This is a genomic window from Pseudomonas sp. (assembly GCF_035554175.1).
In the GTDB taxonomy this organism is placed as follows: domain Bacteria; phylum Pseudomonadota; class Gammaproteobacteria; order Pseudomonadales; family Pseudomonadaceae; genus Aquipseudomonas.
The window spans coordinates 160,040-172,750 of sequence record NZ_DATMIV010000019.1; the positions used below are offsets into that span (position 1 = coordinate 160,040).

Consider the following 12,711-nt stretch of genomic DNA (forward strand, 5'->3'; position numbering starts at 1 on the left):
GCATGTCCACCGAACCACTGTTGAAAACCCCGCTGCACGCACTGCATCTGGAACTCGGCGCGCGCATGGTGCCGTTCGCCGGCTATGACATGCCCGTACAATACCCGCTCGGCGTGATGAAGGAACACCAGCACACCCGCGAACACGCCGGTTTGTTTGACGTTTCGCACATGGGCCAGATCCGCCTGAGCGGCGCTGGCGCTGCCAAGGCGCTGGAAAACCTGGTTCCGGTGGACATCATCGACCTGCCCGTGGGCATGCAGCGTTACGCGATGTTTACCAACGAGACCGGCGGCATTCTCGACGACCTGATGGTTGCCAACCTCGGCAACAATGAACTGTTCCTGGTGGTCAACGCCGCGTGCAAGGATCAGGATCTGGCGCATCTGCAACAACACATCGGCGATCAGTGCACCATTACGGCGCTGTTCGAAGAGCGCGCCCTGCTCGCTCTGCAAGGGCCGGCGGCGGTTACCGTACTCGCTCGCCTGGCACCAGACGTGGCGAAGATGACCTTCATGCAATTCAATCGTGTGTCGTTGTTGGGCGTGGATTGCTTTGTCAGCCGTTCGGGCTACACCGGTGAAGACGGTTTCGAAATTTCCGTGCCGGCGGCCGACGCGGAAAAACTCGCCCGCGCCCTGCTCACCGAACCGGAAGTCCAGGCCATAGGCCTCGGCGCCCGCGATTCACTGCGTCTGGAAGCCGGCCTGTGCCTGTACGGCCACGACATGAACACCGAGACCACGCCGATCGAAGCCAGCCTGCTCTGGGCCATCTCCAGACCACGCCGCGCTGATGGTGCGCGGGCCGGAGGTTTCCCGGGCGCAGAGCTGATCTTCGCGCAGCAACAAAACGGCGTCGCACGTAAACGCGTCGGCCTGCTGCCACAAGAGCGCACGCCAGTGCGTGAAGGTGCAGAGATCGTCAACGAGACTGGCGAGGTCATCGGCAGCGTCTGCAGCGGCGGCTTCGGCCCGACACTTGGCGCGCCGTTGGCCATGGGTTATCTGGACAGTGCCTACGTCGCACTCGATACGCCTGTCTGGGCAATTGTTCGTGGGAAAAAGGTGCCGTTGGTTGTAAGCAAAATGCCATTTGTTCCACAACGCTACTATCGTGGTTGATCGACTGTTTCTATAAGTAACGCGATTGCGTTATGCGTGCACTAATGTGTAACGCAATCGCCATAAAACAGTGCGTTTTTAACACCCGATTCGAATATGAACGTTGCTTATAACGTTTGAAAAAAACAGAACAAGACAATCGTCTAAGGCTGCACTAGCGAACTGCCTGACATTGATCAAGGGCAGTAAAACCGGGGCCTTCACGGGGCTTGTTTTTTCTCCCGTAGTTGGCGTAGAGTTTGTCCACTGTGTTTGCATGGGTCAGCTTGGAATCGTGACCTGGGCAGTAGCCTACAAGTTAGCTACATCCCGTTCGACGTCTTCTTACTCTCCTGCAACCAGCCCCAGTACTCTTTCATGAGAAAGAGACTGTCATCAATTTTTGCGTCAAAGGAAATAAGAAATGTCCACACGTCAGAGCGGTACCGTCAAGTGGTTTAACGACGAGAAAGGTTTTGGTTTTATCACTCCAGAAAGCGGTCCGGATCTGTTCGTGCATTTCCGCGCCATTCAGGGCAACGGCTTCAAAAGCCTGAAAGAAGGCCAGAAAGTGACCTTCGTTGCAGTGCAGGGCCAGAAAGGCATGCAGGCTGACGAAGTACAAGCAGAAGCCTGATTTTCTGATACAAAAAAGCCCCTGATATTGATATCAGGGGCTTTTTTGTGCGCGCGACTCCGTAAAATGGCGCTTCATTTTGCGTCCAGAGGCTGCCATGTCGAAAACCTTGCTCACGCCACAGGGCGACTTTCCTGCCGTTGGCCTCGGCCGTCGTCTGGCCGCAATGTTCTACGATTTTCTCCTGTGCACCGCGCTGCTGATCGTCACCGGATTCGTCTATAAGATGATTCAGGCCGCGATCATTGGCGAACAACGTCTGCGGGCAATGACTGAAGCCGGGCAGCTCGATGGCGATCCACTGTACTCCACGGTGCTGCTGTTGGTGTTGTTTGCCTTCTTCGCCAAGTTCTGGACCCATGGCGGGCAGACACTGGGCATGCAGGTGTGGGGCATTCGCGTGCAGAACGCCGATGGCACAGCGATCAGCCTGTGGCAGGCGCTGCTGCGTTTCATGGTGTCGATTGCATCTTGGCTGTGCGTCGGGCTGGGCTTCTTCTGGTCGCTGTTCGACAAGCAGAAACGCACGTGGCATGACATCTATTCGGATACCCGCGTCGTGCGGATTCCGAAGAAGACCAAATAACTGCCTGACACCGAATACTCCTGTGGGAGCGAGCCTGCTCGCGAAAGCGGTGTATGAGTCAATGTTCAAGTCGACTGAAACACCGCTTTCGCGAGCAGGCTCGCTCCCACAGGTTTTGTAGTGATTCCGAGAAAGCTTAAGCGTTACCCGCCAATTTCATCCGCGCTGCCTGGGTGAAGTCCAGCATGCGCTTCAACGGGCGGATCGCCTGGGGAATCAGCGCCGGATCGACAAAGATCTCGTTGCTGCCTTCCTTCAGGCTCTTGAGCGTGCGCTCAAGGGTGTTCATGGCCATCCACGGGCAATGTGCGCAACTGCGGCATGCGGCGCCGTTACCGGCGGTAGGTGCCTCGATGAAGACCTTGTCCGGGCACAGTTGCTGCATCTTGTAGAAGATGCCACGGTCGGTCGCAACGATCAGGGTCTTGTTCGGCAGGCTTTGCGCAGCGGCAATCAACTGACTGGTGGAACCGACCGCGTCGGCCAGCTCGATCACCGAAGTCGGCGATTCCGGGTGCACCAGAATCGCGGCGTCCGGGTACAGCGCTTTCATGTCTTCGAGCTGTTTGGACTTGAACTCTTCGTGAACGATGCAGGCACCGTCCCAGAGCAGCATGTCAGCGCCGGTCTTGCGCTGAATGTAGGTGCCCAGATGCTTGTCCGGTCCCCAGATGATCGTCTCGCCGTTGTCCATCAGGCTCTCGACGATTTCCAATGCACAACTCGAAGTCACCACCCAGTCAGCCCGAGCCTTCACCGCTGCAGAGGTGTTGGCGTAAACCACTACGGTGCGCTCCGGGTGCTGATCGCAGAACGCCGAGAACTCGTCGACCGGGCAACCCAGATCCAGCGAGCAGGTCGCCTCCAGGGTCGGCATCAGCACGCGCTTTTCCGGGTTGAGAATTTTCGCCGTCTCGCCCATGAACTTCACGCCGGCGACCACTACGGTCTTGGCCGGGTGGGCATTGCCGAAGCGGGCCATTTCCAGGGAATCGGAAACACAGCCACCGGTTTCTTCGGCCAGGGCCTGAATCACCGGATCGCAATAGAAGTGAGCCACCAGCACCGCGTCCTGAGCCTTGAGCTCGGCGGCGATGGCGGAACGGTAGTAGGCCTCCTCTTCTGCCGTCAGCGGTTTGGGCTGTTTGGCGTCGAGGTGGGCTTGAACCAGAAGGCGTTCGGAAATCTGCGTCATGTTCGCAAGACCTGCAGGCGCATTCGCGCGAAAGTCGAGTATACACCCGGCTCCGGACCGCTTGAGGGTACCGCCGGGAGAGTGAGTTTCATCAGGCACGGGACAGCGTTGAAGCTGCGCAAGGCTACAGAATATCCCGTTGATACAAAAGATGATTCTGACCTGCGTCAGGCCTGGCCGCGCTGAAACATTGAAACCCTGGATTGCAGGCAAAAAAAAACCCGGAAATCCTCACTTTCGTGGGCCTTCCGGATTTTCTGAACCGCCAAATATGGTGGGTCGTGTGGGATTCGAACCTACGACCAATTGGTTAAAAGCCAACTGCTCTACCAACTGAGCTAACGACCCGCTGTGTGGTGGCGCGTATAATACTGATTTTTAAGGACTATTCAACACCTTTTTTGAAAAAGATCAAAAATAAGGGGTTGGATCGCTCACACCCGCCGCCGCAAAGCCTTCTGCGCGCAGGCGGCAGCTGTCGCATTTGCCGCAGGCACGGCCATCGTCGTCTGCCTGGTAGCAGGAAACGGTCAGGCCGTAATCCACGCCAAGCTTCACGCCAGCCTGGATGATCTGCGCCTTGCTCAGGTTCTGCAGCGGCGCCTGAATGCGGAAGCCGTTGCCTTCCACGCCGGCCTTGGTTGCCAGATTGGCCATGCGCTCGAACGACTCGATGAACTCGGGACGGCAATCCGGGTAGCCCGAATAATCCACCGCATTCACGCCGATGAAGATGTCGCGAGCGCCGAGCACCTCTGCCCAACCCAGCGCCAGCGACAGGAACACGGTATTGCGTGCCGGCACGTAAGTGACCGGAATGCCTTCGCCGAGCTCTTCTGGAATGTCGATGCTGGTATCGGTCAGGGCTGAACCGCCCATGCCATTGAGGTTCAGCCCAATGACCTTGTGCTCAACCACACCCAGCCCGCGAGCCACGCGGGCGGCGGCGTGCAATTCAGCGTGCGAACGCTGGCCGTAATCGAAGCTCATGGTGTAGCAGGCATAGCCTTCAGCGCGGGCCATGGCCACCACGGTGGCCGAATCGAGGCCGCCGGACAGCAAAATGACCGCACGTTTTTCGGTGGTGTTCAGTTGTTCAGTCATTTCAGCGCCCCGGCTCGTCATTCCAAAGATATTTATGCAGCTGCAATTGCAGACGTACCGGCAGATTGTCCGCTACCACCCAGTCCGCCAGTTCCCGAGCGTTCAGGTCATGATGACTGGGCGAAAACAGCACCTCGCCAGCACGCTGGTCGAGACCGTACTGGATCAGCTTGGAGACGGCCCAGTCATAGTCCTCCCGCGAACAGATGACAAATTTCACCTGATCGTTGCGCGTCAGCAATTCGATATTTTCGTAGCGGTTGCGGTGGGCTTCTTTCGAGCCTGGCGTCTTCAGATCGACCACGCGACTCACGCGCGGATCGACCGCCGAGACGTCGAGGGCGCCGCTGGTTTCCAGCGAAACCTCATAACCGGCATCACACAACCGTTCAAGCAAAGGAATGGCGTTCGGCTGGGCCAGCGGCTCACCGCCGGTGACACAGACATAGCGCGGACGAAATCCGGCCACTTGCTCGAGGATGTCATCAACGGTGCGGACGGTGCCGCCGCTGAACGCATAAGCGCTGTCGCAGTATTGGCAACGCAACGGGCAACCGGTCAGGCGCACGAAAACCGTGGGCAGCCCGGCAGTCCGAGTTTCCCCCTGCAACGAGTAGAAAACTTCGGTGATTCTCAATGTGTCTTGCATAGTCGCCACGGGCGTAACAGCTAAACAGGCTGTCCGCCTCCGTCAGGCACTTCAGGCAATCCCGCCAACGCGTAGACCGCAAGAAGCGTGTTTCAGAAAAAGGGCGTGAATTCTAACGAAAAAACCCGCGACAAGCGCGGGTTTCTTCAAAACACGGATAAACAGGCTTACATGCGCTGCAGATCACGCTGAGCCAATTGCGCGGCGGACGTGCCCGGATATTGGGACACCACCTGCTGCAGAATGCCTTTGACCTTGTCGGTGTGACCGAGGCGGCGTTCTACGTCAGCCAGTTTGTACAGCGAATCCGGCACCTTGTTGTGCTTGGGATAGAGCTGCGAAACCTTGGCGAAAGCCTGACCTGCGCCTTGCAGATCACCCTTGGCCAGGTTCACTTCGCCTAACCAGTACTGGGCGTTGCCCGCATACTGGCTGTTGGGGTATTTGCGCAGGAAAGCGGCGAAGGCCTGGCTGGCCTTGTCGAAATCCTTGGCTTTGATCAGGTCGAAAGCGGCATCGTAATACAGCTTTTCCTTGGCCGGATCAGCCGGTTCGCTACCCGCAGCAGGGGCTTGGGCTGCCGTAGCGGGACCCGCGCTTGCGGCGGCACCGGCAGCAGCACTTGCATCGCCACCGGCAGAAGAATTCTCGGGACTCGCGGCTGGTGCAACGCCGGATCCTATGCGCCGATCAAGATCCTGGTATCGCTCCAGGGATTCCTGCTTCATGCGCGCAACCTGATTCTGCAGTTCTTCAATCACGCCTTGCTGGCGCGAGATCTGATCCTGCATCTGTTGCAATTGGTTGAACAGCATGCCTTGTGCCGAGGCAGGGGCCGAAGCCGCTCCCCCGGCATAGGCGCCGTTCGTACCGTAACCCGCAGGCGGATAACTGCTCCCGCTATTGTTATAACCGGAGTTGTCATCGACCACAGGAACCGCAGCCCACGCCGCAAGCGGCGCGAGGCTGAGAGCCAGAACAGTTACAGCACGACGGCACGTTCGCATATCGAATTACTTACGCAGTTCGACGCGACGGTTCTGGGCCCAGGACTGCTCGTCGTTGCCGGTAGCAACTGGACGCTCTTCGCCGTAGGAAACCAGTTCCAGCTGAGCTGGGGAAACACCTTGCAGTACCAGGTAGCGCTGAACGGCTTTCGCACGACGCTCGCCCAGTGCCATGTTGTACTCACGAGTACCACGTTCGTCGGTGTTGCCTTCCAGAACAACGCGAGCGCCGTTTGCTTTCAGGTCTTTGGCGTGAACGTCCAGAGCGCGCATGGCTTCTGGCTTCAGGTCCGAGCTGTCGTATTCGAAGTAGAAGGTGGTGATTGCGCGCAGAGCAGCTTCTTCGCTCAGGGAGCCGTCAACGGCACCGGTGTTTGCGCCGTAACCAGCGTTTGGATCAACAGCGCCTTCACCGGCGTTGTCGCCGCCTTTGGACGAGCAACCTACAGCTACAGCCATGGCCAGAGCCAGCGCAGCAAATTTACCAAACTTCAGCATTTCCATCGTGAAACTCCTAATGAACCCCAGTGTGTTAAGTAAAACGTGTAGCGCCCGCTCACTTCAGGTAAGGGGACCAGGACGGTTCTCTGACTTCGCCTTGAGCGGTAGGAAGCGGGAGCCTCACGCGTCCATTAATGGACACGAGCATCAAGACTCCCCGGCCCTGTTGGCGGGTGGCGTAGATTACCATGGTGCCGTTGGGCGCAACAGTAGGTGACTCGTCCAGAGTGCTATCAGTGAGGATCTTTACACTACCCCGCTGCAGATCCTGAGCTGCCACCTTGAAATTGGTGAAGCCATCCTGACGATGAATCATCACCAAAGTCTTTTCATCAGCCGAAAGTTTCGGGTTGGCGTTGTAGTTGCCCACAAACGTCACACGCTCGGCACCACCGCCACCGACGCTGGTTTTGTAGATTTGCGGCTTGCCGCCACGGTCGGAGGTGAAATAGATGGTCGAGCCATCCTTGCCCCAGAACGGTTCGGTATTGATGCCCTGGCCGTTGGTGACACGGCTGATCTGGCGCGAACCGAGGTTCATCACGTAGATGTCCGGGTTGCCGTCTTTCGACAGCACGAACGCCAGGCGATTGCCATCCGGCGACCAGGCTGGCGCGCCGTTGAGGCCTTCGAAGTTGGTGATCTGCTCACGGCGACCGGTGTCGATGTTCTGCATGAAGATGCGCGGACGCTTCTGCTCGAACGACACGTAGGCGATACGCTTGCCGTCCGGTGCGAAACGTGGCGACAGGATCGGCTCGCGCGATTGCAGCAGGGTCACCGCGCGGGCGCCGTCATAGTCGGAACGTTGCAGAGTGTAGCGCGTGTTCTTCTCCGAGAAGCGCTCGGCCGTCACATACAGCAGACGTGTCGAGAACGCACCTTCAATACCGGTCAGCTTCTGGAACGACTGATCGGAAATGAAGTGCGCCATGTCACGAATCTGGTCGGTAGTACCGGAAACACTGCCGTCAGCCACTTTCTGTTCGGTGGCAACGTTGAACAGTGCCCACTGCACCTGCAGACGGCCGCCCGACGGGGCGATGCTGCCAACCATCATGTATTGGGCACCCACCGCCTTCCAGTCGCGGAAGATGATTTCGCTCGGCTGGCTTGGCTGGCTGATCATGTTTTGCTTGGGGATCGGCGAGTAGTAGCCCGAGTTGCGCAAATCGTTACCAATGATTTCCGCCATGTCGTCAGGCAGCACCGCGCCGCCCTGCATGCCGAACGGTACGACGGCGATCGGGGTAGCCCGATCGCTGCCGCTGGTAACCAGAATGTTCTTTTCATCTGCCGCCGCGAACCCTGCCATGCAGCAGATCACGACCAGCATTCCTCGAAGAAGGTTTCTCACAAGGCTAGATCCTCAGGTGTGAATGTCATCTTGAATGAACGATACGGAGCGAAATCGCTCGGCTTCATTCCCTGCATTTCTGTCAAACGTCCAATATTCTTCACTGCCGCCACTGCCGAAGCATCGAACGGACCGTCACCGCTGGACTTGGCCACACTGACCGAAGTCACCGTACCGTCCGGCAACATGCCGATTTGCAGCACGACCGTCATGCCCTTACGCGCCGAAGGAGGACGAGCCCAGCCTTCTGCAGCGCGAGCGCGAATCAGGTCATCGAAACTGCCAGCGACTTCGTCACCCTGCTCATCGGCCAAGGCCTGCTGACGCTGCGGCGTGTCGGAAAGCAGATCTGCCAGGGCCTGAGCCTTTTTGTCTTCGGCGGATTTGCGTGCCGCTTCCTGCGCTTTCTTCTTCGCAGCATCGGCAGCAGCTTTCTTCTTCGCTTCGTCGGCGATTTTCTTCTTCGCCTCTTCAGCTTCAGCTTTCTTCTTGGCGTCTTCGGCGGCTTTCTTCTTCGCGTCTTCGACGATCTTTTTCTTGGCTTCTTCAGCAGCGGCTTTCTTAGCCTCTTCTTCAGCAGCCTTTTTCGCTTCGTCTTCGGCCTTCTTCTTGGCTATATCAGCCAATTGTTTCTCTTCGGCCTTTTTCGCTTCGGCTTTTTTCGCGTCATCGGCTTTCTTGGCTTCATCAGCCTTTTTCGCCTCGTCCGCTTTTTTCGCCTCGTCGGCCTTCTTGGCTTCTTCAGCCTTTTGAGCGGCTTCCTCTTTCTTTTGTTCCGCCGCCTTCACCGCTTCCTGCTCGATCTTTTTCTGTTCCATCTGTTCGACTTCGGTCTGGCGCGCGGCGGATTTCTTCGCCTCACCCGCAATCTTCTGATTGGTCTGGGTGGTCGCCTGACTTTTCGATTTCAGTTGGTACAGAGTCGCCTGGACGATCGGCTTGGCCGGCGGCAGCTCGGGCGTGAAGGCAAAACTGACGAACAGCATGCCGAACACCAGCACGTGCAGGACAATCGCCAGAACACTAGGCCAGAAATAGCTTTCCGAGGCGGACGGCTCTCGCTGTTGCTGCATCAGGGGGCCTCGGTAATCAGACCAACGTTACCGACCCCGGCTTTCTGCAACCCGCCCATGGCGCCCATGACGGCGCCGTAGTCGACAGTCTTGTCGCCACGAATGAACACCTGGGTGCGTTTGCCGCCCTCGGTGCCGGCGCGAATGATCTTGGTCACCGCGTCGGTCATTTGCGGCAGGGTCATGGCCCTGTCCTGTTGCTTCTCGGTGTCGACTTCGCTGCCAAGGTTCCAGTAATAGGTCTTGTCAGCCTTGATCGAAATGGTCAGGACCTGGGTGTTGTTGTCCTGCGGCAAGGCTTCGCTGGAAACCTTGGGCAGATCAACTTTCACGCCCTGATTGAGCATCGGCGCGGTCACCATGAAGATGACCAGCAACACCAACATCACGTCGATGTAGGGCACCACGTTCATCTCGGCGACCGGCTTGCGCTTTTTGCGGGCTCGAGCGATTAAAGCCATCGGGAAATACCTGCTTATTCTTCGCTGGTGTGCACTTTGCGGTGCAGGATCGCCTGGAATTCATCGGCGAAGGTGTAGTAGCGGCCCAGCAAGGTTTCGCTGCGCGCAGCAAAACGGTTGTAAGCGATGACTGCCGGGATCGCAGCGAACAGGCCGATCGCTGTGGCGATCAGGGCCTCGGCGATGCCTGGAGCCACGGTGGCGAGAGTGGCTTGCTGAGCGCTGGCCAGACCGCGGAAGGAGTTCATGATCCCCCAGACAGTACCGAACAGACCGATATATGGGCTGACCGAACCGACGGTGGCGAGGAACGGCAGGCTCTGTTCGAGCTTCTCTTCTTCACGGGAGATGGCCACGCGCATGGCACGAGCGACACCTTCCATCACGGCTTCAGGATCGACACCCGGCTGCTGGCGCAGGCGGGAGAATTCCTTGAAACCGGCACGGAAGATCTGCTCCACGCCCGAATCCGGATCAGGATTGCTGCCGGCCTGACGGTACAGTTTGGACAGGTCGATACCCGACCAGAAGCGCTCCTCGAAGCTCTCCAGGGCGCGTCGACCGGCACGCAGCAAGTTGCTGCGCTGAAAGATCATGATCCATGAGGTCACCGATGCGGCCACCAGGGTCAACATTACCAACTGCACCACGATGCTGGCATTGCTGACCAGGCTCCACATGGAGGAATGGTCGACGACGTTAGCTTCCACGCTTTATCTCCTGCTTTGAGTGTGTACCCGGACCGACCGCGTCGGCGAAGGCCGCACGCAGGTCTTCGGGAAGGGCCCGGGGTTTCAAACTGGCGGTGCGCACGCAGGCCACCAAAAACTGCCCTTCGCAGAGCAGCACATTATCCGTGGCCCGCCTGACCTGCTGTCTGAAGCGCAGGCTGGCACGGTTCAATTCGATTACATCAGCGCTTACCAGCAGTTCGTCGTCCAGTCGCGCCGGCGCGTGGTAACGCGCTTCGCTGGAATGCACGACGAACAACAGGTCCTCTCCGGCAAGCGCAGATTGGGCAAAGCCCAGTTCCCGTAGCCGCTCGGTTCGAGCCCGTTCCATAAACTTGAGGTAATTAACGTAATACACGATGCCGCCCGCATCGGTGTCCTCGTAATAAACGCGACAACGATGTGCGAACGGCCCAAGCCCGTTTTGCGCGCGCATACTCTAGTGCTTACTCCTCAGGTTGCCAATCCGCCCAGGCAACTGTTTTTCGTGGTTTCAAAGCTTTAACGCAAAAGTACCGTCGTCTGACAGTACAAACCCTGAATAAATCACCAACAAATGTGTATCAATCGTCGACGGCGTCGAGAAACTCGTCTGCCACGGGCATCTCGCCCATGCGTGACGGAACATTCAAACCGAAATGCAGATAGGCATGCCGCGTCACCACCCTGCCCCGCGGCGTGCGCATGATGTAGCCCTGCTGAATCAGATACGGCTCGAGAACGTCTTCAATGGTATGGCGTTCTTCGCTGATCGCCGCCGCCAGACTGTCGATACCGACCGGACCGCCGTCGAACTTCTCGATCATGGTCAGCAGCAGGCGCCGGTCCTGATGATCGAAACCGTGTTCGTCGACATCCAGCAGGTTCAGCGCCAGATCCGCCACCGCTTTGGTGATATGGCCCTTGGCGCGGACTTCGGCGAAGTCTCGCACTCGACGCAGCAGGCGGTTGGCAATACGCGGGGTGCCGCGGGCGCGACGGGCGACCTCAAAGGCGCCTTCCGGATCCAGCGGCAGGCCAAGAATAGCCGCCGAACGACTGACGATCGTCGCCAGGTCGGCCGTGCTGTAGAACTCCAGGCGCTGGACGATACCGAAGCGATCACGCAACGGGTTGGTCAGCATGCCCGCACGGGTAGTTGCCCCGACGAGGGTGAACGGTGGCAGATCCAGTTTGATCGAGCGCGCCGCCGGCCCTTCGCCGATCATGATGTCAAGCTGGAAGTCTTCCATCGCCGGGTACAGCACTTCTTCAACGATTGGCGACAGACGATGGATTTCGTCGATGAACAGCACATCGTGCGGCTCAAGATTGGTCAGCAACGCGGCGAGATCGCCCGGGCGCTCAAGCACCGGCCCTGAAGTGCTCTTGATCGACACGCCCATTTCCTGGGCGATGATGTTGGCAAGCGTGGTTTTACCCAACCCTGGCGGGCCGAAGATCAAGGTGTGATCGAGGGATTCGCTGCGCCCACGAGCGGCCTGGATAAACAGTTCCATCTGCTCGCGCACGGTCGGCTGGCCAATGTAGTCAGCCAGACTGACCGGACGAATTGCCCGGTCCTGGACTTCTTCGCGCTCGCGCGGGCTGTGCGCGGCGGCAATCAGACGATCAGCTTCAATCACTTAAATCATTCCCTTCAGAGCGCGGCGGATCAGGTCTTCACTGCTCAGGTTTTTCTCTTTGATCGCGGAAATTGCCTTGCTTGCTTCCTGCGGCTTGTAGCCCAGGGAGATCAACGCGCTGACCGCGTCGGTCTCGGCGCTGTTGACCGGCGCCGGGCCATCCGGCTGATTCGGCACCAGCGCGAACATGGCCGGCGAGGTTTCCCAGGCCTTGAAGCGATCTTTGAGTTCTACCAGCAGACGCTCGGCGGTCTTCTTGCCAACGCCCGGTACCTTGGTCAACGCCGAAGTGTCCTGGGACTGCACGCAGCGCACCAGCTCATCGACTTCCAGGCTCGACATCAATGCCAGCGCCAGTTTTGGCCCGACCCCGTTGAGGCGGATCAACTCGCGAAAAAAGTCTCGCTCACGCTTGCCGGCAAAACCATAGAGCAATTGCGCATCTTCGCGTACGACCAAATGGGTGTGCAGGGTCAGCGGCTCGCCGACCGACGGCAGACGATAAAGGGTGGTCATGGGCACTTCCACCTCATACCCCAGGCCGTTTACATCGAGAATCAGGTGCGGCGGCTGTTTCTCAGCCAGGGTGCCGCGCAAGCGTCCAATCACGTTTGAAATCCTTGAGCGCTGGCCAGCCGTGGGCTGGCGACGATTGAAGGCAACTTGCGCGCCGACCACA

At 58.4% G+C, this 12,711-nt stretch carries 15 protein-coding genes and 1 tRNA gene; 3 read left to right on the forward strand and 13 right to left on the reverse strand.

The genetic code is table 11. From position 1 onward, the window contains the following. Positions 1 to 2 precede the first annotated feature (2 nt). The 3 genes from gcvT (at position 3) to VNV36_RS09060 (ending at position 2,329) form a co-directional block, all read left to right on the forward strand. Positions 3 to 1,127 carry a glycine cleavage system aminomethyltransferase GcvT gene (gene gcvT / locus VNV36_RS09050; RefSeq protein ID WP_325717464.1) on the forward strand — a complete coding sequence of 375 codons (1,125 nt, stop codon included), beginning with the start codon at positions 3 to 5 and terminating at the stop codon, positions 1,125 to 1,127. 403 nt (positions 1,128 to 1,530) lie between these two features. Continuing rightward, on the forward strand, positions 1,531 to 1,743 hold the full coding sequence (locus tag VNV36_RS09055) for a cold-shock protein (RefSeq protein ID WP_003227496.1): 213 nt from the start codon (positions 1,531 to 1,533) through the stop codon (positions 1,741 to 1,743). A gap of 97 nt (positions 1,744 to 1,840) precedes the next feature. Further along, positions 1,841 to 2,329, forward strand: a complete 489-nt coding sequence (locus VNV36_RS09060; RefSeq protein ID WP_325717465.1) for an RDD family protein — start codon at positions 1,841 to 1,843, stop codon at positions 2,327 to 2,329. A 136-nt stretch (positions 2,330 to 2,465) separates the two neighbouring features. On the opposite strand, the gene nadA is transcribed toward VNV36_RS09060, so the two are convergent. The 13 genes from nadA to ruvA all read right to left on the reverse strand — a co-directional run bounded on the left by nadA (position 2,466) and on the right by ruvA (position 12,641). Continuing rightward, positions 2,466 to 3,524: a quinolinate synthase NadA gene (nadA, locus tag VNV36_RS09065; RefSeq protein ID WP_212621210.1), complete on the reverse strand. Its 1,059-nt coding sequence runs from the start codon at positions 3,522 to 3,524 to the stop codon at positions 2,466 to 2,468. A gap of 272 nt (positions 3,525 to 3,796) precedes the next feature. Then, positions 3,797 to 3,872 (reverse strand) — tRNA-Lys (locus tag VNV36_RS09070). A 63-nt stretch (positions 3,873 to 3,935) separates the two neighbouring features. Beyond that, positions 3,936 to 4,628, reverse strand: coding sequence for a 7-cyano-7-deazaguanine synthase QueC (gene queC / locus VNV36_RS09075; RefSeq protein WP_325717466.1), 693 nt, complete (start codon positions 4,626 to 4,628; stop codon positions 3,936 to 3,938). Between the two features lies 1 nt (position 4,629). After that, positions 4,630 to 5,277, reverse strand: coding sequence for a 7-carboxy-7-deazaguanine synthase QueE (gene queE, locus VNV36_RS09080; RefSeq protein WP_325717467.1), 648 nt, complete (start codon positions 5,275 to 5,277; stop codon positions 4,630 to 4,632). Positions 5,278 to 5,444: 167 nt separating this feature from the next. Further along, positions 5,445 to 6,284, reverse strand: coding sequence for a tol-pal system protein YbgF (gene ybgF / locus VNV36_RS09085; protein WP_325717468.1), 840 nt, complete (start codon positions 6,282 to 6,284; stop codon positions 5,445 to 5,447). Between the two features lie 6 nt (positions 6,285 to 6,290). Beyond that, the gene (gene pal / locus VNV36_RS09090) at positions 6,291 to 6,788 is read right to left on the reverse strand and encodes a peptidoglycan-associated lipoprotein Pal (RefSeq protein ID WP_003178634.1); all 498 of its coding nucleotides are present in this window, start codon (positions 6,786 to 6,788) and stop codon (positions 6,291 to 6,293) included. 52 nt (positions 6,789 to 6,840) lie between these two features. Next, positions 6,841 to 8,121 (reverse strand): Tol-Pal system beta propeller repeat protein TolB, encoded by a 1,281-nt coding sequence (gene tolB, locus VNV36_RS09095; RefSeq protein WP_325717709.1) that lies wholly within the window; start codon positions 8,119 to 8,121, stop codon positions 6,841 to 6,843. Between the two features lie 17 nt (positions 8,122 to 8,138). Beyond that, positions 8,139 to 9,215, reverse strand: coding sequence for a cell envelope integrity protein TolA (gene tolA, locus VNV36_RS09100; RefSeq protein WP_325717469.1), 1,077 nt, complete (start codon positions 9,213 to 9,215; stop codon positions 8,139 to 8,141). Next, on the reverse strand, positions 9,215 to 9,667 hold the full coding sequence (gene tolR / locus VNV36_RS09105) for a protein TolR (RefSeq protein ID WP_160767866.1): 453 nt from the start codon (positions 9,665 to 9,667) through the stop codon (positions 9,215 to 9,217). The genes tolA and tolR overlap by 1 nt, the downstream gene beginning before the upstream one ends. Before the next feature lie 23 nt (positions 9,668 to 9,690). After that, a complete protein-coding gene (gene tolQ / locus VNV36_RS09110) occupies positions 9,691 to 10,386 on the reverse strand; it encodes a protein TolQ (RefSeq protein ID WP_008080223.1) in 696 nt (231 codons plus the stop codon). Then, positions 10,376 to 10,843 (reverse strand): tol-pal system-associated acyl-CoA thioesterase, encoded by a 468-nt coding sequence (gene ybgC, locus VNV36_RS09115; protein ID WP_325717470.1) that lies wholly within the window; start codon positions 10,841 to 10,843, stop codon positions 10,376 to 10,378. Before ybgC ends, tolQ begins: the two co-directional genes overlap by 11 nt. Positions 10,844 to 10,970: 127 nt before the next feature. Then, positions 10,971 to 12,032 carry a Holliday junction branch migration DNA helicase RuvB gene (gene ruvB / locus VNV36_RS09120; RefSeq protein ID WP_325717471.1) on the reverse strand — a complete coding sequence of 354 codons (1,062 nt, stop codon included), beginning with the start codon at positions 12,030 to 12,032 and terminating at the stop codon, positions 10,971 to 10,973. Next, positions 12,033 to 12,641 (reverse strand): Holliday junction branch migration protein RuvA, encoded by a 609-nt coding sequence (ruvA, locus tag VNV36_RS09125; RefSeq protein WP_325717472.1) that lies wholly within the window; start codon positions 12,639 to 12,641, stop codon positions 12,033 to 12,035. Positions 12,642 to 12,711: the final 70 nt, after the last annotated feature.